Annotated in this window: 23 protein-coding genes; 12 read left to right on the forward strand and 11 right to left on the reverse strand. The window is 69.7% G+C overall.

Annotation, left to right across the window (positions count from 1 at the left end):
• Window positions 1-182: 182 nt before the first annotated feature.
• From pucL to ABD289_RS01170, 5 genes are all read right to left on the reverse strand, one after another.
• The gene (gene pucL, locus ABD289_RS01150) at window positions 183-1,073 is read right to left on the reverse strand and encodes a factor-independent urate hydroxylase (protein WP_344125470.1); all 891 of its coding nucleotides are present in this window, start codon (window positions 1,071-1,073) and stop codon (window positions 183-185) included.
• 1 nt (window position 1,074) lies between these two features.
• Window positions 1,075-1,401 carry a hydroxyisourate hydrolase gene (uraH, locus tag ABD289_RS01155; RefSeq protein WP_344125472.1) on the reverse strand — a complete coding sequence of 109 codons (327 nt, stop codon included), beginning with the start codon at window positions 1,399-1,401 and terminating at the stop codon, window positions 1,075-1,077.
• Window positions 1,398-1,880, reverse strand: a complete 483-nt coding sequence (uraD, locus tag ABD289_RS01160; RefSeq protein ID WP_344125474.1) for a 2-oxo-4-hydroxy-4-carboxy-5-ureidoimidazoline decarboxylase — start codon at window positions 1,878-1,880, stop codon at window positions 1,398-1,400. The genes uraH and uraD overlap by 4 nt, the downstream gene beginning before the upstream one ends.
• Before the next feature lie 105 nt (window positions 1,881-1,985).
• Window positions 1,986-2,342 (reverse strand): helix-turn-helix domain-containing protein, encoded by a 357-nt coding sequence (locus ABD289_RS01165; protein WP_425564529.1) that lies wholly within the window; start codon window positions 2,340-2,342, stop codon window positions 1,986-1,988.
• A gap of 1 nt (window position 2,343) precedes the next feature.
• Window positions 2,344-2,592 carry a thiamine-binding protein gene (locus ABD289_RS01170; protein WP_344125478.1) on the reverse strand — a complete coding sequence of 83 codons (249 nt, stop codon included), beginning with the start codon at window positions 2,590-2,592 and terminating at the stop codon, window positions 2,344-2,346.
• A 257-nt stretch (window positions 2,593-2,849) separates the two neighbouring features.
• On the opposite strand from ABD289_RS01170, the gene ABD289_RS01175 reads away from it, so the two are divergent.
• Window positions 2,850-3,974, forward strand: a complete 1,125-nt coding sequence (locus ABD289_RS01175; protein WP_344125480.1) for a glycerate kinase — start codon at window positions 2,850-2,852, stop codon at window positions 3,972-3,974.
• A gap of 174 nt (window positions 3,975-4,148) precedes the next feature.
• Here ABD289_RS01175 and ABD289_RS01180 read toward each other — a convergent pair whose 3' ends face one another.
• The 4 genes from ABD289_RS01180 to ABD289_RS01195 form a co-directional block, all read right to left on the reverse strand.
• The gene (locus ABD289_RS01180; protein ID WP_344125482.1) at window positions 4,149-4,628 is read right to left on the reverse strand and encodes a copper resistance CopC family protein; all 480 of its coding nucleotides are present in this window, start codon (window positions 4,626-4,628) and stop codon (window positions 4,149-4,151) included.
• Complete coding sequence (locus ABD289_RS01185; RefSeq protein ID WP_344125484.1) at window positions 4,613-5,194, reverse strand: hypothetical protein; 582 nt, start codon at window positions 5,192-5,194, stop codon at window positions 4,613-4,615. The genes ABD289_RS01180 and ABD289_RS01185 overlap by 16 nt, the downstream gene beginning before the upstream one ends.
• Before the next feature lie 114 nt (window positions 5,195-5,308).
• Window positions 5,309-5,782 carry a (2Fe-2S)-binding protein gene (locus tag ABD289_RS01190; protein WP_344125486.1) on the reverse strand — a complete coding sequence of 158 codons (474 nt, stop codon included), beginning with the start codon at window positions 5,780-5,782 and terminating at the stop codon, window positions 5,309-5,311.
• A 35-nt stretch (window positions 5,783-5,817) separates the two neighbouring features.
• Entirely contained in the window at window positions 5,818-8,052 is a 2,235-nt protein-coding gene (locus ABD289_RS01195; protein WP_344125488.1) for a xanthine dehydrogenase family protein molybdopterin-binding subunit, read from the reverse strand.
• A 738-nt stretch (window positions 8,053-8,790) separates the two neighbouring features.
• Between ABD289_RS01195 and ABD289_RS01200 the strand changes: the two genes are divergently transcribed.
• The 7 genes from ABD289_RS01200 (at window position 8,791) to tsaD (ending at window position 15,128) form a co-directional block, all read left to right on the forward strand.
• Window positions 8,791-11,514, forward strand: a complete 2,724-nt coding sequence (locus ABD289_RS01200; protein WP_344125490.1) for a nitrate- and nitrite sensing domain-containing protein — start codon at window positions 8,791-8,793, stop codon at window positions 11,512-11,514.
• Window positions 11,511-11,918 (forward strand): roadblock/LC7 domain-containing protein, encoded by a 408-nt coding sequence (locus ABD289_RS01205; RefSeq protein WP_344125492.1) that lies wholly within the window; start codon window positions 11,511-11,513, stop codon window positions 11,916-11,918. Before ABD289_RS01200 ends, ABD289_RS01205 begins: the two co-directional genes overlap by 4 nt.
• 5 nt (window positions 11,919-11,923) lie before the next feature.
• Window positions 11,924-12,295, forward strand: a complete 372-nt coding sequence (locus tag ABD289_RS01210; RefSeq protein WP_344125494.1) for a DUF742 domain-containing protein — start codon at window positions 11,924-11,926, stop codon at window positions 12,293-12,295.
• Entirely contained in the window at window positions 12,276-12,872 is a 597-nt protein-coding gene (locus tag ABD289_RS01215; RefSeq protein ID WP_344125496.1) for a GTP-binding protein, read from the forward strand. The genes ABD289_RS01210 and ABD289_RS01215 overlap by 20 nt, the downstream gene beginning before the upstream one ends.
• A gap of 83 nt (window positions 12,873-12,955) precedes the next feature.
• Window positions 12,956-13,603, forward strand: a complete 648-nt coding sequence (gene tsaB / locus ABD289_RS01220; protein WP_344125498.1) for a tRNA (adenosine(37)-N6)-threonylcarbamoyltransferase complex dimerization subunit type 1 TsaB — start codon at window positions 12,956-12,958, stop codon at window positions 13,601-13,603.
• Entirely contained in the window at window positions 13,600-14,079 is a 480-nt protein-coding gene (rimI, locus tag ABD289_RS01225) for a ribosomal protein S18-alanine N-acetyltransferase (RefSeq protein ID WP_425564512.1), read from the forward strand. Before tsaB ends, rimI begins: the two co-directional genes overlap by 4 nt.
• Complete coding sequence (tsaD, locus tag ABD289_RS01230) at window positions 14,076-15,128, forward strand: tRNA (adenosine(37)-N6)-threonylcarbamoyltransferase complex transferase subunit TsaD (protein ID WP_344125501.1); 1,053 nt, start codon at window positions 14,076-14,078, stop codon at window positions 15,126-15,128. Before rimI ends, tsaD begins: the two co-directional genes overlap by 4 nt.
• Before the next feature lie 46 nt (window positions 15,129-15,174).
• Here tsaD and ABD289_RS01235 read toward each other — a convergent pair whose 3' ends face one another.
• Window positions 15,175-15,753 (reverse strand): SanA/YdcF family protein, encoded by a 579-nt coding sequence (locus ABD289_RS01235; RefSeq protein ID WP_344125503.1) that lies wholly within the window; start codon window positions 15,751-15,753, stop codon window positions 15,175-15,177.
• Window positions 15,754-16,802: 1,049 nt separating this feature from the next.
• On the opposite strand from ABD289_RS01235, the gene groES reads away from it, so the two are divergent.
• Entirely contained in the window at window positions 16,803-17,093 is a 291-nt protein-coding gene (gene groES, locus ABD289_RS01240; RefSeq protein ID WP_145744409.1) for a co-chaperone GroES, read from the forward strand.
• A gap of 123 nt (window positions 17,094-17,216) precedes the next feature.
• Window positions 17,217-18,833: a chaperonin GroEL gene (gene groL / locus ABD289_RS01245; RefSeq protein WP_344125507.1), complete on the forward strand. Its 1,617-nt coding sequence runs from the start codon at window positions 17,217-17,219 to the stop codon at window positions 18,831-18,833.
• 159 nt (window positions 18,834-18,992) lie between these two features.
• On the opposite strand, the gene ABD289_RS01250 is transcribed toward groL, so the two are convergent.
• A complete protein-coding gene (locus ABD289_RS01250; RefSeq protein WP_344125509.1) occupies window positions 18,993-19,298 on the reverse strand; it encodes a WhiB family transcriptional regulator in 306 nt (101 codons plus the stop codon).
• A gap of 208 nt (window positions 19,299-19,506) precedes the next feature.
• Between ABD289_RS01250 and ABD289_RS01255 the strand changes: the two genes are divergently transcribed.
• Both ABD289_RS01255 and ABD289_RS01260 read left to right on the forward strand, forming a co-directional pair.
• Entirely contained in the window at window positions 19,507-20,601 is a 1,095-nt protein-coding gene (locus ABD289_RS01255; RefSeq protein WP_344125511.1) for a MerR family transcriptional regulator, read from the forward strand.
• Window positions 20,602-20,895: 294 nt separating this feature from the next.
• Window positions 20,896-21,492 carry a response regulator transcription factor gene (locus ABD289_RS01260; RefSeq protein WP_344125513.1) on the forward strand — a complete coding sequence of 199 codons (597 nt, stop codon included), beginning with the start codon at window positions 20,896-20,898 and terminating at the stop codon, window positions 21,490-21,492.
• Window positions 21,493-21,806: the final 314 nt, after the last annotated feature.

Here is a 21,806-nt window from a genome sequence, read left to right on the forward strand (position 1 = left end):
TATCCGTGTTCCCAACACGTTTCGCGTCGGAACTGGGAATCGGATATGAGTGATCACCGCAGAAATCGCGCGCTGCGGTGGGACGGGCACCTCGGCGCCCGACTTCTGCGGTGATCCGTTCGACGTGGAGCCCGGTGGTCGAAGCGCCGGGCTCGAGGAAACTGCGGGCAGTGCCCCGGGAATCAGAACTCCGGGGTCGTGTACCAGGCCATCGGCTCGTCTTCGACGTCGTCGCGCTTGACCGTGCCCTCGATGAGGCCGTAGGGGCGGTCGGCGGCGAAGAAGACCTCGTTGTCGTTCTCCAGCCCGCAGAACGACAGGTCCACCTGGAAGTGGTGCTTGTTCGGCAGCGAGAGCCGGACCTCGGCGAGCTCGGGGTGCGCCTCCAGCGCCGCCTTGCCCATCTCGTAGAGGCTCTGCTGCAGCGCGAGGCTGTGCGTGGTGGCGAAGGCCTGCATCAGGCTGGCCCGGATGGCCTCGAAGCTCTTGGCCCAGTCGACGTCGGTGTGCCGGTAGCGCCAGCGCGCGGTCACCGCGGTGGCCAGGATCCGGTCGTTGGTCTCCGGCAGCGTCGTGTACTCGTCCTTCGGGTAGCCCCAGAACTCCGAACCGGTGGACTTGAGCACCACGAGGTCCTTGAGCCCGGAGACCACGTGGGTGCGGTCGCCGTCGATGGTCACCGCGGTGGTGCGCTTCTCGTCACCGGTGCGGCTGAAGGAGTGGTCGTGGCCCTCGCCGTCGACCGGGATGCGCTGCCAGCCGTACTCCTCGATCAGCACCCTGGCGCCGGTGATGCCCTCGGCGGTGGAGGTGAAGTGCTTGCCCAGGCGCTGCGCGAAGTCCTCGATCTCGCCGACCGGCTGCTGCTTGGCGAAGGCGAAGACGGTGTTCTTCTGCGTGTCGGTGGGCAGCACCTTGCTGTTGTCGCCGCGGTGGTGGACGGCGTCGAGCTCGCCCCGCAGCGCGGTGCTGACGCTGAGGTCCTTGACGGTGTGCCGCGGGCTGCTCCGGTCGACCGCAACCAGGCGGACCTCTGCCTTGCCGTACTGGTTGGGGCCCATCACGATGCCCATGTCAGCTCCCTCGGTAGGTGGAGTAGGCGAACGGGCTCAGCAGGAGTGGAACGTGGTGGTGCTGAGCGGGATCGGCGATGCGGAAGGTGATCGCGACCTCGGGGTAGAACGTGTCGACCCCGCGTGCGGCGAAGTAGTCGCCGGTGCCGAAGGTCAGCCGGTAATCGCCGGCGTCCAGCCGGTCCGGGCCCAGATCGCCGATCCGCCCGTCGGCGTTCGTGACGCCCTCGGCCAGCGGCGCACCGCCTGCCGTCTCGAGTCGGACCGCGATGCCTTCGGCCGGTTTGCCCCGGGCGGCATCGAGGACGTGCGTGGTCACGGCGCTCAAGAGTCGATCACCTTCTCCAAGCGGATCCGGGCGATCTTGCGCAGCTCTTCGGCCACGATGCCCAGCTCCGTGTCGGGGTCGTTGTTCAGCCTGGAACGCAGGATCGCCAGCAGCTCCTCGCCGGTCCGCCCGGAGGCGCAGACCAGGTAGACGTGGTCGAACCGGCGTTCGTACTCGGCGTTGGCGGCGCGCAGCTCCTCGGCGAGCTCGTCTCCGACTCCCGCCTGCTCGCTGCGCGAGAACCTGGCGTCCCGGTTCTCGCCCCTCGGCTGCTCGCCGATGCGCGGGTGCGCGCTGAGCGCTCGGTGGATCTCGTCGGTGGTGAGATCCGGGGCGGCCTCGTCGGCCGCGTTCAGCAGCTCGCCGGAGGTCGCGTAGGGGCGGGCCGCGGCGATGTCCTCGGCCCACCGCGGAACGTTCATGCAGGCCAGCAGCCTGTCGACGAGCTCGTCGTGGGCCAGTGCGTTGAGGTCGGGCATCGGATCTCCCCGAGGTGGCGTTCGGTGTGACTGAAGCTACGACCGCCCCCGAAGAGTGTCAACACTTTGTTGAAACCCGCAGGTCAGTTTGTTGAAACCCGCAGGTCAGGATTTCTCCCGGTTGAGGTAGTTGTACACCGTGAACCGCGAGACGCCGAGCGCTTTGGCGACCGTCTCCACGGACTTGCGCATCGTGAAGGCCCCGCGCTCCTCGAGCAACCGCACGGCCTTCTGCTTGTCGGCGCGCGGCAGTTCGGGCAGGCTGCCGCCCAGCTCGGTCTCCACGGTGCGGATCAATCGATCCAGCGCGCTGGTGAGTTCCTCGCCGGGCACCCGGACCGCCACCGCGGGCTCGCCGTCCCAGTCGAGCACGATGTCGCCGGGCCGGCGTTGTTCGGGACGCACGGCGGTGGCGCCGATGTGCTCCAGCAGCGGGGCGATCGCGTCAGCCAGCGGATGCATCTCAGGGTTGGTCGTCATCGGCGGTCACCTGCAGCGTGATGCGGGTGGCGCCCGCGTCCAGAGCTTTGTCCAGAACCTCGGCGAGGGCGGGCAGCAGTCGCTCGCGGTCGGCGGTGATGGCCGTGCCAAGCGGGCCGAAATCGGGTTCCAGGCCGGCTTCGGTCAGGCAGTTGTGGGCAGCTGCGGCGTGCTCCGGCGGTTCCCCTTCGCCCTCGAAGGGTTCTGTGGTGAACTCGGCGTGCAGGATCATCGGCGCCACCTCCTGGGGACAAACCGTATCCGTTGGGTCGTCGCTCGTCGTGGCGAACCCGTTGACCCGGGGTACGCCGGTGGACAAGAGTTTCGGCACCCGTCGTTGAACTCGTCGAGCAGAGGTGAGGCCGAAGTGCGAGTCACCACCGGCTCGACGTCCGGCGACGGGCAGCCAGCGCCCACCACCGCCGGACTCGCACCGCGGCGCGGGGCGGGTCCGCAGGGAAGTCTTGAAGCCACGTAGGAGAGAACGCGTTGCCTGGTCCCGTACTGATCGCACCGGACAAGTTCAAGGGTTCGCTCACCGCGCCCGAGGTCGCCGAGGCGGTGGCCGCCGGTATCCGCGCCGAGCGGCCCGACGTCGAGGTCCGGCGGGCCCCGATGGCCGACGGCGGTGACGGAACGGTGGAAGTGGCTTTGGCGGCCGGGTTCTCCCGGATCCCGGTGCGGGTCAGCGGACCCGTCGGGGGACCGGCCGACACCGCCGTCGCCGTGGACGGGGACACCGCGGTGGTCGAGCTCGCCTCGGCCTCCGGTCTGTCGGCGATGGACCCGGACGACGAGCTGGAGCCGCTGTCCGCCTCCAGCGACGGCACCGGCGAGGCGGTGCTGGCCGCGCTGGACGCCGGCGTGCGGCGGATCGTGCTGGGAGTCGGCGGCAGCGCCTGCACCGATGGTGGAGCGGGCATGCTCACCGTGCTCGGCGCCCGGGTGCTCGACGAGCGCGGCTACCCGATCGCGCCGGGCGGTGGACCGCTCGCCAGGGTCGCCGAGGTCGATCTCGCCGGGCTGGACCCCCGGCTGTCCGAGGTGGAGATCGTGCTCGCGTCCGACGTGGACAACCCGCTGACCGGGGAGCGCGGCGCAGCGCACGTCTACGGGCCGCAGAAGGGCGCGACGCCGGAGCAGGTGCGGGTTCTCGACGAGGCGCTGGAGAAGTTCTCCCGGGCCGTGCTGGCCGCGGGTGGCCGCGACGTCGCCGAGCTGCCCGGGGCCGGTGCCGCGGGCGGTGTCGGGTTCGGGGCGATGGCCGCGATGGGCGCGTCCATGCGCCCGGGCGTGGACGTCGTCCTGGAACTGGTCGGTTTCGACGATCGGATCGACGGCGCCGGGCTCGTCGTCACCGGCGAGGGCTCCATCGACGAGCAGACGCTGCACGGCAAGGGGCCGGCGGGAGTGGCCGCTCGTGCCGCCGCGGCGGGCGTCCCGGCGGTGGCCGTGGCTGGCCGTTGCGACCTCGCCGAGGAACGCTGGGCCGAAGCGGGTTTCAAGTCGGTGCACACCCTCGCGGCTCTCGAGAAGGACCCGCAGCGGTGCATGACCGAGGCGGCGTCGTTGCTCGAGACGCTCGGGCGCGATATCGCCAAGCTCCACCTGTGAGCCGTCGGCCGGACGGTGGTGCGGGTGGCCGAACTCGACACGCCGTCCGGCCGCGGGGTCGTTCCGGATCCGGGGACCAGCGGGTCGCCCGCGCCGGACGACGTGTCGGAACCGGCGGCGTTGCCGGTGGCCGCGCTCCGGCTGGCGGCCGCCTCCGCATGCCGAAAGGGCCGCTCAGTCGGTGGCCGGTCTGCGGACCAGCAGTGCGACGATCGTTGCCAGCAGGGCGACGATCACCACCCCGCCAGCGGTGTAGAACCACGGCATCGCCGACGAGCCCTTCGCACCGGCCGGAGCCGGCGCCACCTGGAGGTAGTAACCGCCGTTGGTGGTGTGGCCGTCGTCGAAGGTGATCGTGTACTTCACCGTGTGGAGCCCCTTCTGCAGCGGCTCCATCGACACGGAGAGGTGATTTCCGGAGATCTCCGGATCACCGGTGACCAGGTTGGTGCCCGCCTCGTTGCGGACCTCCACCGTCGCGTTGGACCCCAGGTCACCCGCGAAATCCATCTCAATGCGGTCGACCCCGGCCTGGGCGGTGCCGCCCGGGCCGGGGTCTGCGCTGCTCAGCCCGCTGTGCGCGTGGGCCAGGCCGGGCATCGCCAGCAACGCGGTCAGGACCGCGCCGAGGGTGCTGCTCAGAAATCGGCGCATGCCACGCGATTGTCGGAGAACTCGGCCGGGTGCACCACCAGCGACTTGGCCTCGGCGCGCCGGTCGTTGTTCGCCGTCATCAGCGCGTGACCGTCCGCGTCGGCGGTGAAGACCAGGTGGACCTCGTTCGGCGGCTTCTCCGAGCCGTTCGGGTCGAACTGGAAGTGACCGCCGCCGTTCTCCTCCGAGCACGGCTTGGCGTGCAGGTGCGACTTGTACTTGCCGCCGGGCTTGAGGCCGGTCATCTCCAGCGTCGCGGTGGTGCCGCCGTCGTGGAGCGCGAGCCAGGCGGTGCCGGTCGCCTGGTCCAGGCCGGGCGGCCGGGTGGGCAGCAGCTTCAGCTCGCCGCTGCGCAGGTCCGCCCCCTCGATGGAATCGGCGCGGGGCAGCGATGCGTCGCCCATGTGCGGCTTGTTCGCGCCCTGCGTCTCGTTCTCCGCCTGCGGAGCGGGCTGTTCCTGGGGCTGCTGGTTACCGGAATCGCCGCCGCATCCTGCCAGCGCCGCGGTGGCGGCGAGCGCCAGCACGACGGAGCTGCTGCGGCGGACGGTGCTTCGAAGTGTCATTCCCTCATCAAATCTGTGCATGTTGCGCTTTCTCCGGTGGCCGGTCCGGGTGAACCGGCCACCGACCCTGGGGCTCCGAAAGGCTCGGAACCCCAGGGGTTTCCGACTCCCTGATTACCAGAACCAGCCGGAGTTGGTGTTCTCGGCGGCTTGCTTGATGGCCTGGCGGATCCGCCCGTAGGTGCCGCACCGGCAGACGTTCTCGATCTTGTCGATGTCCTCGTCGGTGGGTTCGCTCTTCTCGTTGAGCAGCGCGACCGCGGTCATGATCTGTCCCGGCTGGCAGAAGCCGCACTGCGCGACGTCGTTGTCCAGCCAGGCCTGCTGCACCGGGTGCAGCCCGTCGTCGTCGGCCAGCCCTTCGATGGTCGTGACCTCGGAGCCGTCGGCGTCCTGGATCTTGACCATGCAGGTCTGGACTTCCTCGTCGTCCTGCAGGCAGGTGCAGGCGCGGCAGACGCCGACACCGCAGCCGTACTTCGGCCCGGTGATGCGCAGCTCGTCCCGCAGCACCCACAACAGGGGCATGTCCTCCGGGACGTCGACCTCGACGTCCTTGCCGTTGACGGTCAGTTCGTAGGAAGGCAAAGCAGGTACTCCTTGAGGCGAAGAAGGCGGAGAGGTCAGTGGTTGACCGGGAAGGTGCGCGGCTTGGTGCCGGTGGCCGCGGCGTAGGCGCTGGCGATCGCGCCTGCGGCGACCGGAACTCCGAGCTCGCCCGCGCCACCCGGGTCGCCGGTGGTCGCGGGCAGGACCTCGACGCCGAGGTCGCGCGGGGTGTGCCGCTGCCGGGCCCACTGGAAGTCGCCGTAGCTGCTCTCGCGGACCGCGCCGTCGTCGATGTGGTTGCTCGCTCGCAGCACGGTGGAGATCGCGTCGACCAGACCGCCCTGCATCTGCGCCTCGACGCCGCGCGGGTTGATCGGCTGGCCGACGTCGACGACGATCCGGGCCTTGGTCACCCGCGGGTTCTCCCGGTCGTTCGCGTCGATCTCGACCAGGCAGGCCGCCACCGACCGGTACTCCTCGTGCACGCAGATGCCCTGGGCCTTGCCCTGGCCCAGCGAGCGGCCCCAGTCGCCGTTCTCCATGGCCTTGCGCAGCACGGTCATCGCGCGCTCGTTCTTGAGGTTGTCCATCCGGAACTGCGCCCGGTCGGCGCCGGCCTGCTCGGCGAGCTGGTCGATGACCAGTTCCTCGGCCGTGCGGAAGGTCGCCGAGTGCACCGATCGCCAGCTGCCGGTGTGCACGCCGTCGAGCTGCAGATCGTTGAGCGAGATCGTGGTGGTGCCGAACTCGTAGGGAATCGACTGGGTGAGGTTGAAGTAGAGCTGGCTCGCGGGCAGCTTGCCCACCTCGGCCTGCACCACCGTGGAGGTCAGCAGATCACCGAGGCCGTGCGTGAAGTCCACCTGCACCGAGGACATCTTGTGCGCCCAGGAGCGCACCGATCCGTCGCGCATCGAGGCCTTGATGCGGTGGTGCGAGGCCGGCCGCATCCGGCCGTGCTTGGTGTCGTCGGGGCGGGTCCAGAACAGCTTGATCGGCTTGCCGACGGCCTTGGACACCTGCGCGGCCTCGATCGCCGCGTCGTGGAAGAGGTGCCTGCCGAACGAGCCGCCCGCCCGGGTGACGTTGACCGTCACCGAGGACAGCGGAATCCCGATCGCCGCGGCGATGTCCTTCTGCGCGGCGACGGGGGACTGCGCGGGCGTCCAGATCTCGGCGCGCTTGTTCTTGACGTCGGCGACCGCGTAGTTGTTCTCCATCGGCGCGTGGCTGACGAAGGCGAAGTCGAAGGTCTCATCGATCTCGCCGGCGTCCGCGCCGTCGCCCAGCGTGTCGCCGAGAGTGCCCGTCATGTCGGCCAATTGCGCCTGGATGTCCGAATCGGACTGTCCCGCGATCGGCCCCTGCGACCAGGTGACCTCGACCTTCTTGGCGGCCTCCATGGCCTGCCAGGTGTAGTTCGCGACGACCGCGACACCGGTCGGGATCTCGGTGACCTCCTTGACGCCCGGCATGCGGCGGGCGGCGGAGTCGTCGAAGGACTGGACCTCGCCGTCCAGCGTCGGCGGGCGGACCACCACGGCCACCAGCGAACCCGGGATCTTGATGTCCGAGACGTACTTGGCCCGGCCGGTCACGATGTCCCTGGCGTCGGCGCGCCCGTGGCCCTTGCCGACGACCGCGTACTCCGCGGCGTCCTTCGGCGCTGAGGACACGGACGGGGCGATCACCTTGGCCGCGTCCTTGGCGAGGTCGCCGAACTTCGCCTTGCGCCCTCCGGGGCCGACGATGCCGGTGCCCTGCGCCTTCAGCTGCTCGGCGGGCACGCCCCACTTCTGCGCCGCAGCGGTGATCAGTCGCGCGCGACCGGCGGCGGCCATGGTGCGCAGCGGGTGCCACAGCGTGCGGATCGAGGTGGAACCCGCGGTGAACTGGTTCCAGACCAGTTCGGGGCGGGCGTCGGAGAGCTTCACCGCGACGTCGTCGACCCGGGCGCCCAGCTCTTCGGCCAGGATCATCGCCACGGAGGTGTTCAGGCCCTGCCCCACCTCCAGCCGGGGCAGTTCGAAGAGCACCTTGTTGTCGCCGGTGAACTCGAGCTTCATCAGCGCGGTGGTGGGCGTGGAAGCCAGCACCATCACGTCGCCGAAATCGGCGACCTCGGACAGCGGCGGCAGCGGCAGCTGCGCGGACACCGGACCGGGTGCGGCCGCGGCCTCGCCTTGCGCGGCGAACTTGGCGGCCACGGTGAGCGTCGGGGCCGCCGCCAGGTAGGCGAGGAAGCGCCGACGCCGCAGTCCGGACGGCGGTGCGGCTTCCTCTTGATCGGTGGTGGCGGGGTGGACCATCCAGAACTCCTCTCGCGTCGGCACGTCAATCCCGACCGGGACCGATTCACCGAGCGGAAAGAGATGTGCCGACGTACCAAACAGGCCAAGGCAAAACATCCCCGGTGCAGGGACGCGAAAGGCCACGCGATGGGGGAGCACCGCGTAGTTAAAAATTTAAGAAGCCGCCGACAGCAAAACGCGGCGCAGCATTCAGCAGCGCCCCGGAGCGACGGCGACCAGAAGTGTTTGGAAGTTAACTATCGGGGTTGAGTCCGCTTCCTCCACGCCGGGAATTCGTACTTGAAAGCCAGTGCGGACCGGGATTTGCCGGTCATTGCCGCGTGAGCCTACCTGAGAGTAGTGATCTGTCTGAATCGCCCTAATGGCGGTGCTTTGACTGCTCCAAATGGGCTAGTGTCACGCGTATTCGGCCGGGATGAATACTTGTGGGTCCGCTTCGGAATCGGACAATGGCGACTCCGATTCCGGAGGGGTAATGCAATTCAAGCCTTCCGGATGGAGTCTGCTAGCGTTCCGGCGACACTGCTCGACCAGCATGTATAACAATCGAGTCGATTGATCCCCGTCGCGTTGACCGCTTATGCGTGCGGTCCTAGGCTGCGGCGTCATCTGACGCGCAGCCGTCTCTCGGATTTTTCGACGCATCCACCGATCCTGAACGTTTCAAGAACGCGGGGTCGTGTAAGGAATTCCTGACCGCGGGCCAACCAACGGAGAAGGTGTGAGACGAGGTCCATGGCAACGCTGAAACGCCTCTTCGCCTCCGGGAGCATCCAGGCGCGGCTCCTCATCATCGCGCTGGTCCCGAGCATCGCGGCCTTGCTCGTGGGCGTTGGCCTGTCCGGATATCTGGTCTACCAGGGGCTGAGCGTGCACAGCTTCGTCGGCAAGCTGGCCGACGCCAAGCAGCCGGCGGCGCGCTTCCTGTCCAACGTGCAGGACGAACGTCAGCTCACGCTCGTCTACCTCAGCGGTCGCGACGACCGCTCCGCGCTGGACGAGGTCCGTTCGGAGACCGATCGCTCGGTCTCCGAGATGAAGCAGGTCGCCGACGAGTTCGCCGAATCGGTCCCGGCCGAGGCGAAGCCGGAGATCGAGGACTTCCGGACCAAGCTGGATGCGCTGAGCCAGGTGCGCGAGCAGGTCGACGCGGGACCTGCGGAGCTGGACCCGGTCTACAACTTCTACAACGAGCTCGTCGACGCCTACAACATGAGCTTCCGGACCTACGTCCGGTACGCCCCGGACGCTCAGGTCTCCTACGAATCCGGTGTCGCCTCGGACCTCCTGGACGCGGCCGACGCGATGTCGCGTGGTCACGCCCTGGCGCTCGGCCGCACTTCGGTGGGCATGACGCCCACGCAGTACCACGAGTACGCGCACCAGATCGGCGCCTTCCACGACAACCTCAACTCGCTGACCCCGCGAATGACCCCGCAGGAGCAGGAGGAGTACAAGGCGCTGCAGAAGCGGTCCGCGTGGAAGCGGGTCGACGCGGTGCAGGACGCCATGGAGGTCGCGGGCGGCAAGGCGGCCGCGGGCGAGAAGATCACGGTCCCGGTCAGCACGGAGGACTGGATCAGCGCTTCGCACGACCTCGCCCAGGAGCTCAACGCCCTGTCCACCTCGCACTACGGCTACGCGGTCTCGCTCGGCGAGACGGTGGCCTCCGAGACGATGGGTGCCTCCGCGATCACCGGCACGATCATCGTGCTGGTGGCGGGCGTGGTCTTCCTGGTCGCGCTGCGCCTTTCCCAGCTGCTGGTCCGGCGGCTGACCAGGCTGCGGCGGGAGACCCTGGCGCTGGCCGAGCGCGAGATGCCGAGCGTCGTCGCCAGGCTGCGCGACGGGAAGCAAGTCGACATCGAACGCGAAGTGTCCTGGTTGGACTTCGGCACTGACGAGATCGGCCAGGTCGCAAGGGCTTTCAACAAGGCGCAGCTCGCGGCGATCAGCGCTACCGTGCAGGAGGCCGAGACCCGGCAGGGTGTCCGGTCGGTGTTCCTGAACATCGCCCACCGCAGCCAGATCATGGTGCACCGGCAGCTGCAGGTGCTGGACAAGGCGGAGCGCAAGCTCGAGGACCCGGACCAGCTGGAGCTGCTGTTCCAGCTGGATCACCTGGCGACCCAGTCCCGCCGCAACGCCGAGAACCTGATCATTCTCGGCGGGCAGCGCCCCGGCAGGCAGTGGCGGAACCCGGTGCCGCTGCACGACGTCGTGCAGGGCGCGGTCGCCGAGACCGAGCTCTACGCCCGGGTCGACATCGGCTCCGTCCCCGACGTCTCGGTGCAGGGCCGCGCGGTGGCCGACCTGGTGCACCTGCTGGCCGAGCTGGTGGACAACGCGACCGCGTTCTCGCCGCCGGAATCGCACGTGGAAGTGCGGGGCAACGTGGTCGGCAAGGGCGTCATCGTCGAGGTCGAGGACCAGGGCATCGGGCTGGAGCAGGAGAAGCTCGAGGAGCTCAACCAGATGCTCGCCGACCCGCCGGACTTCTCCGTGATGGCGCTTTCCGAGGAGGCCCGGATGGGCCTGTTCGTGGTGGCGCGGCTGGCGGCGCGCCACGAGCTCCGCGTCACGCTGCGCGAGTCCGCCTACGGCGGGGTGCGCGCGGTCGTCATGGTGCCGAACTACGTGGTCGCCGAGCGCGGTCCGCAGACCGATCGGGCCGAGAGCGGTGCCACGACCGCGCAGCAGCCCGCGATTCCGGACGAGGGCTCCGGGCAGCAGAAGATCCCGCGCAAGCGGCTGATGACCGGCAGGCTGGACCCGGACGTGGCGCCGGACCCGATCGGTCCGGACGCTCCGATCAACCCGCACAACCCGGTCGGGCAGATGCCCGACCTGCCGACGAAGTCGCCGGGGCGGCAGCCGACGCCGCCCTCGGTTCCGCAGCAGCCTTCGGTGCCGCAGCAACCGCCGGCCCCGCCGCAGGCGCCGCCGCAGGCCGCACCGAATCGGCCCGCACCGCAGCAGTATTCGCAGCAGCAACCGCAGCAGCGTCCCGCGCCGCAGCAGCCCGGACCGCCGCAACGACCGCAGGAGGGGCAGCGCTCGGGCCAGCAGGTGCCGGGTATGTCCACCCAGCTTCCCAACGTGCCGACGGAGAACCGTCCGAAGACGACCACTTCCGGCGCGCCACCGGAACCGGACCGCAACGGTGCGCCGAAGGGGAACGGCGTCACCAATGACGGCGCCGGATCCGCCGGCGCGGTGGACAAGCCACCGCTGCCGCAGCGCAAGCGCGGGCAGAAGGCGAACATCGCCGCCCCGCTGCGTGCACAGCTCGATCAGGGCGGAAAGCCGGAGGCCCCCGCGCAGCCGGCTGCCGAAAGCGGACCTCCGAGCACTCCGGACCGGTTCCGCACCAACATGACCGCCTTCCAGTCGGGCACCAAGCGAGCGCGCAGCAACGACACCGGCCAGGCTGCGCGGCCAGGAGGAAACGAGGCATGACGCTCAAGGCTTACAGCAAGGAAGTTGACTGGCTGCTCAACGATCTCGCGCATCGGCTCCCGGGGGTGGACAAGGCCGCGCTGCTGTCCTCCGACGGTCTGCTGCTCGGTCGCACCAGAGAGCTGCAGCAGGCCGACGCCGAGCACCTCGCGGCGGTGGCTTCTGGGTTCCAGAGCCTGTCCAAGGGAGCGTCCCTGCACTTCGAGGGCGGCGAGGTCTACCAGACCGTCGTCGAGATGGCGAACTGCTTCCTGATGGTCACCGCGGCCAGCGACGGCGCCTGCCTGGCCCTGCTGGCCACCGCCGATTCGGATCTCGGCATGATCGCTTTCGAGGCGAACCGGATGGTCACGCGGGTGGGCAACTACCTCAGCTCCGCGCCCCGAAGCGCAACCGACGTGTGAGCGCCATGTCCAGCGGCAGCGGATGGTTCGACGAGGACGCGGGTCCGGTGGTGCGCCCGTACGCCCTGACCCGGGGGCGTACGCGTGCCACGAGCTACGAGCTCAACCTGGTCACGCTCGTCGTGGCACGGCAACCCGTGCCGCCGAACGCGCGTGGGCTCTCACCCAACTATCAGCGGGTGCTGTCGGTCTGCTCCACGCCGGTCTCGATCGCCGAGGTCTCCGCGAAGGCCGATCTCCCGCTGGGCGTGGTGAAGATTCTGATCAGTGACCTGATCGATCGGGAGTACGTGGTCTTCGGGCCGGACTCGTCGCCGACGGACGGTCTGAAGCTCGACATGATGCAGAAGGTGCTGGATGGGATCCGCAAACTCTGAGCAAGTCTCCGTCAACGCGGTCGCCGCGAAGATTCTCGTCGCCGGTGGCTTCGGCGTCGGCAAGACCACCTTGGTCGGATCGGTCAGCGAGATCGTGCCGCTGCGGACCGAGGAGACCATGACCGAGGCCAGCGAGGGCGTCGACGATCTCAGCGGTGTGGAGGCGAAATCCACCACCACCGTCGCGTTCGACTTCGGCCGCATCACGCTGAGCTCGGACCTGGTCCTCTACCTGTTCGGCACGCCCGGCCAGGAGCGGTTCTGGTTCATGTGGAACGAGCTGGCCAACGGGGCGCTCGGCGCCATCGTGATCGCCGACACCCGCCGGTTGGACAGCTGCTTCGCGGCGATCGACTACTTCGAGCAGCGCGGTCTGCCGTTCATCGTCGGCGTGAACTGCTTCCACGGCACGCAGGTCTACAACACCGACGAGGTGCGGATGGCGCTGGACCTCGACGACCGGACTCCGGTGCTGCTCTGCGACGCCCGCAGCCGGGAGTCGAACAAGGAGCTGCTCACCACCCTGATGGAGCACGTGATGGCCATCACCAGGGCCAAGCAGCAGGCCGGGGTGTGATCGTCGCTCGACCGGTCCGCCGCCGTCGCGGGCGGTGAGCCCGCATAGCACGCGTGACCAGGACTGAAGTACTCTGAGTTGCCGTGCTCGTCATTGCGCTGGACACTTCGACCCCCGCGGTCACGGCAGGGCTGGTCGTCGCTGACGGCGGTCAGCCGCACGTGCTCGCCGAACGGGTCACCATCAACCCGCGTGCGCACGGCGAACTGCTGATGCCGCAGCTGCTCGACGTGCTGGCCGAGGCCGGACGCACCTTCGCCGACGTCGACGCGATCGTGGCCGGCATCGGGCCGGGCCCGTTCACCGGGCTGCGCGTCGGCCTGGCCACCGCCTCCGCTCTCGGGCAGGCCCGGGACATCCCGGTGCACCCGGTGACCAGCGTCGATGCCATCGCCGCTGCCGCCGCCTCGGACGGCCCGCTGCTGGTGGCCACCGACGCGCGCCGCAAGGAGACCTTCTGGGCCGCCTACGACGGATCCACCCGCGTCGGCGGCCCGCACGTGGCCAAGCCCGCCGAGGTGCCCACCGAGGGCTACGAGGTCGCCGCCGGCGAGCTCGCCGAGTCGCTGGGGCTGCGCGTGATCGAACCGCGCTACCCCACGGCCGTCGGGCTGGTCGCGGTCGCCGACCTCGCGGCCGATCCGGCGCCGCTGGTGCCGCTGTACCTGCGCAGGCCCGACGCCGCGGAGCCGGGCAAGCGCAAGTCGGTGCTGATCGGAGGGCAGCAGTGACCGCCGAGGCCACCGATGTGCAGGTGCTCAAGTTGCGCCGCGCCGACCTGCGCCGGTGCGCGGAGCTGGAGCAGGAGCTGTTCCCCGGTGACGATCCCTGGTCCCAGCGCGCCTTCATCTCCGAGCTCGACCAGGGTCACCACTACATCGGTGCCTACCTCGCCGAACGGCTGATCGGCTACGCGGGGCTGGCGATCAACGGCCGGCCGCCGCATGTCGAGGCCGAGGTGCACACCATCGCCGTCGAGCCCGCTCATCAGGGGCGTGGCGTGGGCGAGCTGCTGCTGCGCGGGTTGCTGACCCGCGCCGATGAGAAGGGCGCGGCGGTCTTCCTCGAGGTGCGCACCGACAACGAGCCCGCGACCGGGCTGTACCGCAAGTACGGCTTCGAGGTCGTCGGCCTGCGCAAGCGCTACTACCAGCCGTCCGGCGCCGACGCGCACACCATGCGGCGGCCCGCTCAGGAGCAGTCATGACCGATCGGATCGTTCTCGGAATCGAGAGTTCCTGCGACGAGACGGGCGTCGGCATCGTCCGGCTGGCCGACGACGGCCGGGTGGAGCTGCTCGCCGACGCCGTAGCGTCCAGTGTGGACGAGCACGCCCGCTTCGGCGGCGTGGTGCCGGAGATCGCCAGTCGCGCGCACCTGACCGCGATGGCGCCGACGATGCAGCGGGCGCTGGAGGAATCCGGACTCGCGCTGTCCGATGTGGACGCTGTCGCGGTGACGGCGGGACCGGGTCTGGCTGGTGCGCTGATGGTCGGGGTGGCCTCGGCCAAGGCCTACGCGAGCGCGCTGGACGTCCCGCTCTACGGGGTCAACCACCTCGGCGGGCACGTCGCGGTGGACGCGCTCGAGCACGGGCCGCTGCCGGAGCGCTGCCTGGCGCTGCTGGTCTCCGGCGGGCACAGCCAGCTGCTGCTGGTGGAGGGCGTCGGCGAGCGGATCACCGAGATCGGCTCCACGATCGACGACGCGGCCGGGGAGGCCTACGACAAGGTCGCCCGCATCCTCGACCTGCCCTACCCGGGCGGGCCGCCGATCGACGAGCAGGCCAAGCTCGGCAATCCGGAAGCGATCTCGTTCCCGCGCGGCCTCACCGGTCCCCGCGACGCCAAGTACGACTTCTCCTTCTCGGGGCTCAAGACCGCGGTCGCCCGCTACGTGGAGACCGAGCAGCGCGCGGGCCGGGAGATCTCGGTGCCGGACGTGTGCGCGTCGTTCCAGGAGGCGGTGGCCGACGTGCTCACGGCCAAGGCGGTCCGCGCGGCCGCGGACCTCGAGGTGGACACCCTGGTCATCTCGGGTGGGGTGGCGGCCAACTCGCGGCTGTCCGAGCTGGCGCGGCAGCGCTGCGCCGAAGCGGGCATCACCCTGCGGGTGCCCCGGCCCCGGCTGTGCACGGACAACGGCGCGATGATCGCCGCCCTCGGCGCGCACGTGCTGCGCACCGATGCCAAACCGTCGCCGCTGGACATGCCCGCCAATCCCGGTCTTCCGGTGGGCACCATCGTCGTCCAGTAGCCCGGGAGCTACCCGGCGCGGTGCGCCGCCGGTTGCCGTTGCGGCGTCAGCGGGGCAGCCAGAACGCCTTGATCGTGGCGAGGAGTTCGCGTCGCGTGCCGCGGGCGTTGACCCGGCGGAGCCCGTCGGCCGCGGCGTCGTGGCCCACGCCGCGGGCATCGATGCCGTGGCGGCGGCAGAGGGCGATCGCGCGGCGCAGGTGGAACCGGGTGGTCACCACGGTGAGCTCGTCGAGCCCGAAGTCGCGCGCCGCGCCGCGGCACGACGACCAGGTGTCCACACCGGACTCGTCGAGCGCGATCGCCGCGTCGGGTACTCCGTGCGCGAGCAGGTACCGCCGCATCACGGCGGGTTCGCTGTGCCCCCGCGACTCCGGGGAGCCGCTGACCACGATCCGCCGGGCCTTGCCCGACCGGTACAGCTGCAGCGCGACGTTCAGCCGTCCCTGCAGGATCCGGCTGGGGATCCCGTCGGACCGGACTCCCGCGCCGAACACGAGCGCGACCTCGGTGGGCGGCACGTCCGCGACCGTCCGAATCCGGCGAGCGCTGCGAAACCGGACCCACCCCAGGGGCAAGAGCACGGCCACGGCCAGCACCCCGATCCCCACCTGAACCAAGCGCACGAACCGGAGTCTGCCACCCCGGGGAAGATCAACACCCCCGCGGTGTCCGCAACCCCTCCGAGCTGAGTGGCCCCAACGCCCCCCAGCGGCTCAAGTCCCCGCGGCCACCCCAACGCCCCGGCGGCCCCAAGACCTCCGCAGTCACCTCGACGCCCCGGCGGCCATCCCGCCGAGGCCTCCGGGTGAACCCAGACGTCTCGGCGGCCATCCCGAGGCCTCCGGGGCCACCTCAACGCCTCGGCGACCATCCGATGACCCCCGCAGCCCCAACACGCCCGCGCAGCCGACCCCAACTCGCCCACGGGGTCGCACGAACGAGACCCCCACGACCGCGTGAACTCCCCGAAAACCCTCGAAAACGCGACCCCGAATTCCAGGGAATTCGGGGGACGGATTTCCAGGGAATTCGGGAACGAGGGGTGGGGGTGGTTCGTTGGAGTTGGGAGGGCGGTTACTTGGGGCGCCAGTTCGAGCGGGTTGGCGGACCGGAGGGGCCCGGTGGGCGCGCTGGGCGGGGACGGCGTTCCCACGGACGGCTCGCGGGCTTCGAGCGGGCTGGCATGGGCTGCAACCTATGGCACCGAATGGGGCCGGTGTGAAGCGCCTCGAAGCTTTGGTGACATTTGCCGCATGCCGATCTACCTGCGATGATCACGCTGCGCTGATCAATGCTCACGATGTCGCAGGTGAGCGTGGGTGGAGTGATCGACTGCGCGGTCCGGCACGGGAGGTGGCCGCGCCGCTCCGGGGCGTGACACGCCGAGGCGAAATTCGAGATCCGCGCGCCGGCTCCGGAAGTCGGCCCCGGCGATCGGCCGATCGCCGCGCCGTCATCTGCGACGATGTCCCCCCATCGGCCGTGCTCGCGGGGTTCGGCGGCGGTTGCCGCATCCGAGTGATGCGGGTGGTTGTTGAGCGTTGGCACTCGCCTGGGTAGAGTGCTAGCAGAACGGCGCCGGAGCGCCCCGGCACCCGCGACGGCGGGGAGCCACGGAGCCGTCCATTCCCAGCCAACGCTTCGAAGGCCCCAGAAGGTGGAGGTCATCACCGTGGCGAGCATCAAGCCGCTTGAGGACAAGATCGTCGTCCAGGCGAGCGAAGCCGAGACGACGACTGCGTCCGGCATCGTTATCCCGGACACCGCCAAGGAAAAGCCCCAGGAGGGCAAGGTCCTGGCCGTCGGCCCGGGTCGAATCGACGACAAGGGCAACCGCATCCCGGTGGATGTGAATGAAGGCGACGTCGTTATCTACTCGAAGTACGGCGGCACCGAGGTCAAGTACAACGGCGAGGAGTACCTGATCCTCTCCGCCCGCGACGTGCTGGCCGTCGTCAACTGACGATTTCCGCACCACGTGCGCAGTGCCGCCCCGGCGGTCCCGACCCCGGGACCTCCGGGGCGGTCGCATGTCGGCGTGAGAACCCGCGCAGATCAGGCACATATTTGAAGGGCTGTTGGAAACATGGCTAAGCAGATCACCTTCGACGAGCAGTCGCGCCGCGCGCTCGAGAGCGGCGTCAACCAGCTCGCCGACGCGGTGAAGGTCACGCTCGGCCCGCGCGGCCGGCACGTCGTGCTGGACAAGCAGTTCGGCGGACCGCAGATCACCAACGACGGCGTCACCATCGCTCGCGAGATCGAGCTCGAGGACCCGTTCGAAGACCTCGGGGCCCAGCTCGCCAAGAGCGTCGCCACCAAGACCAACGACGTTGCCGGTGACGGCACCACCACCGCCACCGTGCTGGCCCAGTCGCTGGTCCGGGAGGGCCTGCGCAACCTGGCCGCCGGTGCGAACCCGGCCGCGCTGAACAAGGGCGTCACCGACGCCGCCGAGGCCGTGGTGGAGGCCCTGAAGGCCAACGCCACCCCGGTCAAGGGCCGCGACAGCATCGCGCAGATCGCCACCGTGTCCTCGCGCGACGAGGCCATCGGCGGTCTGGTCGCCGAGGCGATGGAGAAGGTCGGCGACGACGGCGTCATCACCGTCGAGGAGGCCTCGACGCTTGCCACCGAGCTGGACGTCACCGAGGGCGTGCAGTTCGACAAGGGCTTCATCTCGCCGCACTTCGTCACCGACGCCGAGCGCCAGGAAGCCATCCTGGAGGACGCGCAGATCCTGCTGCACCGGGAGAAGATCTCCAACCTGCAGGAGATGCTCCCGCTGCTGGAGAAGGTCGCGCAGAACGGCAAGCCGCTGCTGATCGTGGCCGAGGACGTCGAGGGCGAGGCGCTTTCCACCCTGTCGGTCAACGCCGTGCGCAAGACCTTCAAGGTCGTCGCGGTCAAGGCCCCGTACTTCGGCGACCGCCGCAAGGCCTTCATGGACGACCTGGCCGTGGTCACCGGGGCGCAGGTCATCGCGCCGGAGCTGGGTCTGAAGCTGTCCGAGGTCGGTGAGGAGGTGCTGGGCTCGGCTCGCCGGGTCACCGTCACCAAGGACGCCACCACGCTGGTCGATGGCAAGGGCTCGGCCTCCGACGTCGCCGACCGCGCCGCGCAGCTGCGCAAGGAGATCGAGGCCTCGGACTCCGACTGGGACCGCGAGAAGCTGCAGGAGCGGCTGGCCAAGCTGGCCGGCGGCGTCGCGGTGCTCAAGGTCGGCGCCGCCACCGAGACCGAGCTCAAGGAGCGCAAGTCCCGGATCGAGGACGCCGTGGCGGCTGCCAAGGCCGCTGCGGAGGAGGGCAGCGTGCCCGGCGGTGGTTCCGCGCTGATCCACGCGTCCAAGAGCCTCGAGGGCGACCTCGGCCTGACCGGCGACGAGGCCACCGGCGCGCAGCTGGTGCGTCGCGCGCTGGAGGCCCCGCTGTTCTGGATCGCCAACAACGCGGGCCAGGAAGGCGCGGTCGTGGTCTCCCGGGTCCGCGACATGGACTGGGGCTCCGGCTACAACGCCGCCACCGATGAGTACGGCGACCTGGCCGCCGCCGGTGTGGTGGACCCGCTGAAGGTGACCCGTTCCGCGGTCTCCAACGCCGCATCCATCGCCCGGATGGTGCTCACCACCGAGGCCGCCGTGGTGGACAAGCCGGCCGAGGAGGCCGAGGCGTCCGGTCACGGGCACGGGCACGGTCACTGACCGGGCACAACCCAGATCGGGGCGGCACCCAGCGAGTGGGTGCCGCCCCGATTTTTGTCTTCCTGCCGGATGCGAACGACGCCCCTCGTTGCCGTTCGTCCCCGGCGACCGCCCGCACTCGGCGGTCATCGCAATTCCTCGGAGCCTGAGCTCAGAGCCTCAGCCGGCTGCGACCGCCAGCTGCTGGCGCTTCCGCGCCTTTATGATCACTTCGCGTTCCGATTCGGACAGCCCTCCCCAGATGCCGTAGGGCTCCTGGACCGCCAGTGCGTGCGTCCGGCATTGCGCGAGCACCGGGCAGTGCTGGCACACCTCCTTGGCCTTGGCCTCCCGCCTGGCACGTGCCGGCCCGCGTTCGCCGTCCGGGTGAAAGAAGTACGCACTGTCCATGCCCCGGCACGAACCCCGTATCTGCCAATCCCAGATATCGGCGTTCGGTCCTGGAAGACGTCGAGTGTCTGCCATTGCGACAACCACCTCCTACCGGTGGATCCCCTCCCTCGCTACGACGGGACTGCCGTAGCCTCGCATGATCCGACCGTAGAACCGAGTCAAAACTTGTTCAACCCTTTTCGCGTCACAAGCTGTTCATCATTGGGGTGATCTTTTGGTTTCGGGTGATCGAACCGCCAATGGCTTGCTCTCCGCGTGCGTGGACCGGAATATGTCCGGCGTGACCACGCGGCCGGAATCAACCCGAGAGGTGGACGCCCCGCTTCCGATCGACGCATCGGAGCCGGAGCGAGAGCAGGCTTCAGGTGACGCCGAGGGCTCCGACGAGGAGCCGAGACTCAGCGTCGCCGCGGTGGCGCGCCGACTCGGCGTGGCCCCGGCGACCCTGCGCACCTGGGACCGCCGCTACGGCTTGGGCCCCACCGACCACACCAGCGGCAGGCATCGCCGCTACGGGCCCGACGACATCGCCCGCCTGGAGCAGATGCAGCGCGCCCTGCTGCGCGGGGCTTCGCCGATGGAGGCGGCGCGCTACGCCCGCACCGTGGCCGCTCCGCAGTCGCAGAAGCCCGCCGAGCCCGAGCAGCAGCGGGCGCCCGGTGCTGACGAGCCGCTGATGCTGTCGGGTGTGCTGGACGGCACCGAGGGCGAGCTGAAGCTGGAGGGCGCCAGCACCGGCGGCCGCGGCCTCAAGCTCACCGGCGCGGGCCCGCGCACCCGCGGCCTGGGGCGCGCCGCGCTGGCGCTGGACTCCTACTCGGCGCAGCAGCTGCTGATCGAGGCGCTGGAGTCCGACGGCGTGGTGACCACCTGGCAGGAGATGCTGCAGCCGGTGCTGCGCGCGATCAGCGAGCGCAGGCAGCGTTCCGGTTCCGGTGTCGAGGTGCTGCAGCTGCTGACCGACTGCGCCTCCACCGCGTTGCGCTCGGTGATCGCCACCGCTCCCGCGCCGGTGAACCCGCGCCCGGTCGTGCTGGCTCCGGTGCCCGGCGAGGTCCAGGAGCTGGAGCTGGTGGCGCTGGCCGCCGCGCTGGCCGCCAACCGGGTCGGGCATCGCCTCTTCGGCGCCGCGTTGCCGCGTGAGGGCCTCGCCGCGGCCGTGCGCCGGTCCGCCCCCGCAGCCGTGGTCCTGTGGGCCGCACAGCCGCACTACGCGGCTCCGCAGGTCCTGGACGACATTCCGATCACCCGGCAGCGGTCCCGGGCGTTCGTGGCGGGCCCGGGCTGGTCGGCCGAGGCGCTGCCGGGGTACGCGGAGCGGCTCGGTTCGCTGGAGGCCGCTGTGGCCCGCGTCTCGGAGAGCGTGCTCGGCTAGATTGAGCGTGTGTGACTTAAATCACAACAGGGCGGTGAACCGGGACTGAAGTCGTCGTTCGAACGGGCTAAACCGCCGACCGCGGGTGTGCGAACGGGTGAACATCGCAGGTATGGAGCCTGGTGGATGATTCCCCGGCGTAGCCGCGACCGGTTGCTCCGACCTAGTGAAGATCTCTCACGTGTGGTCTTGAGTCACTTTCCGGACGGATTTGGCACCGGATCGTGTCAAGGTTCGCCCGCCCGCGTCCGATAGGGGAGATGGAACGTCACTCGCCTGCAGGAAGGAGTTCCCGTGACGACGGTCTTGATTTGCGATGACCGACGTAGCGTCCGGGAAGGGCTCACTCGTGTGATGTCAGCTGTCCCGGGAGTGAGCCGGATTGATTGCGTCGCACATGGTGACGAGTTGTTGGCCCGCTTCTCGCGGCAGTCCGTGGACGTCGTGCTGGTCGGAACCCAGCGTGCGGTGCCCAACGGGGTGGAAGCCACCCGAAGGCTCGTCTCCGCCCACCCGCAAGCGAACGTGATCGTGTTCGGCGCTCCGGACGATGCGGCCAGCATCGCTGCCGCCATCGCCGGTGGCGCTCGTGGTTACCTGCGCTGGGACGCGTCCCGGCCGGAGCTGGTGGCCGCGCTGGCGCACACCCTCGCCAGCACCTCGGTGCCCGCGCCGCGGCAGCCGTCCGATCCGGGCGTGCAGCTGACCGAACGCGAGCTCCAAGTGCTGCGTGGCATGAGCCAGGGCAAGAGCAACGGTCAAATCGGTCGCGAGCTCTACCTCTCCGAAGACACGGTCAAGACTCACGCGCGCCGGCTGTTCCGCAAGCTGGGCGTTCGGGACCGTGCACAGGCCGTGGCGCACGGGTTCCGCCGCGGTCTCGTCGCCTGAAGATGAACCCCGAGCCGGAGCGCGCCGTCGCTGGGGGTCGCCGGCGCTCGGCTCAACGTTGACTCCCCGCGAGCTGACGTCGTCCAGTGCGACTGTGGCTCGCGTCATGCGCCACCCCGGGCGCGTGACGCGAGCCACAGTTTCGCTGGTTCTCCGATCTTTCGCGCTCGAAGAGCGAACAAGCCGACAAATCGCCGAGATCGCCGGCGGCGGGCGGTTCTCGGTGCGCGATGTGAACACCGTCTCCTCGGCTTCTGCGAGATCGCGTTGCCCAGGACCGATACCCGGGCCTCCACCTTCTGGTAGATGTGGGT

Origin of the sequence: Saccharopolyspora halophila, assembly GCF_039531955.1 — a bacterium.
Taxonomy (GTDB): domain Bacteria; phylum Actinomycetota; class Actinomycetes; order Mycobacteriales; family Pseudonocardiaceae; genus Saccharopolyspora; species Saccharopolyspora halophila.

What these genes read in the sequence shown, in the direction of transcription:
- ABD289_RS01205 (WP_344125492.1), top strand. Translation starts at nt 11,511, where the DNA reads ATGACGCTCAAGGCTTACAGCAAGGAAGTTGACTGGCTGCTCAACGAT.
- pucL (WP_344125470.1), bottom strand. Translation starts at nt 1,073, where the DNA reads ATGGGCATCGTGATGGGCCCCAACCAGTACGGCAAGGCAGAGGTCCGC.
- ABD289_RS01215 (WP_344125496.1), top strand. Translation starts at nt 12,276, where the DNA reads ATGGGATCCGCAAACTCTGAGCAAGTCTCCGTCAACGCGGTCGCCGCG.
- ABD289_RS01195 (WP_344125488.1), bottom strand. Translation starts at nt 8,052, where the DNA reads ATGGTCCACCCCGCCACCACCGATCAAGAGGAAGCCGCACCGCCGTCC.
- tsaD (WP_344125501.1), top strand. Translation starts at nt 14,076, where the DNA reads ATGACCGATCGGATCGTTCTCGGAATCGAGAGTTCCTGCGACGAGACG.
- uraD (WP_344125474.1), bottom strand. Translation starts at nt 1,880, where the DNA reads ATGCCCGACCTCAACGCACTGGCCCACGACGAGCTCGTCGACAGGCTG.
- ABD289_RS01180 (WP_344125482.1), bottom strand. Translation starts at nt 4,628, where the DNA reads ATGCGCCGATTTCTGAGCAGCACCCTCGGCGCGGTCCTGACCGCGTTG.
- ABD289_RS01250 (WP_344125509.1), bottom strand. Translation starts at nt 19,298, where the DNA reads ATGGCAGACACTCGACGTCTTCCAGGACCGAACGCCGATATCTGGGAT.
- ABD289_RS01210 (WP_344125494.1), top strand. Translation starts at nt 11,924, where the DNA reads ATGTCCAGCGGCAGCGGATGGTTCGACGAGGACGCGGGTCCGGTGGTG.
- ABD289_RS01200 (WP_344125490.1), top strand. Translation starts at nt 8,791, where the DNA reads ATGGCAACGCTGAAACGCCTCTTCGCCTCCGGGAGCATCCAGGCGCGG.
- ABD289_RS01185 (WP_344125484.1), bottom strand. Translation starts at nt 5,194, where the DNA reads ATGACACTTCGAAGCACCGTCCGCCGCAGCAGCTCCGTCGTGCTGGCG.
- ABD289_RS01170 (WP_344125478.1), bottom strand. Translation starts at nt 2,592, where the DNA reads ATGATCCTGCACGCCGAGTTCACCACAGAACCCTTCGAGGGCGAAGGG.
- groL (WP_344125507.1), top strand. Translation starts at nt 17,217, where the DNA reads ATGGCTAAGCAGATCACCTTCGACGAGCAGTCGCGCCGCGCGCTCGAG.
- ABD289_RS01165 (WP_425564529.1), bottom strand. Translation starts at nt 2,342, where the DNA reads ATGCATCCGCTGGCTGACGCGATCGCCCCGCTGCTGGAGCACATCGGC.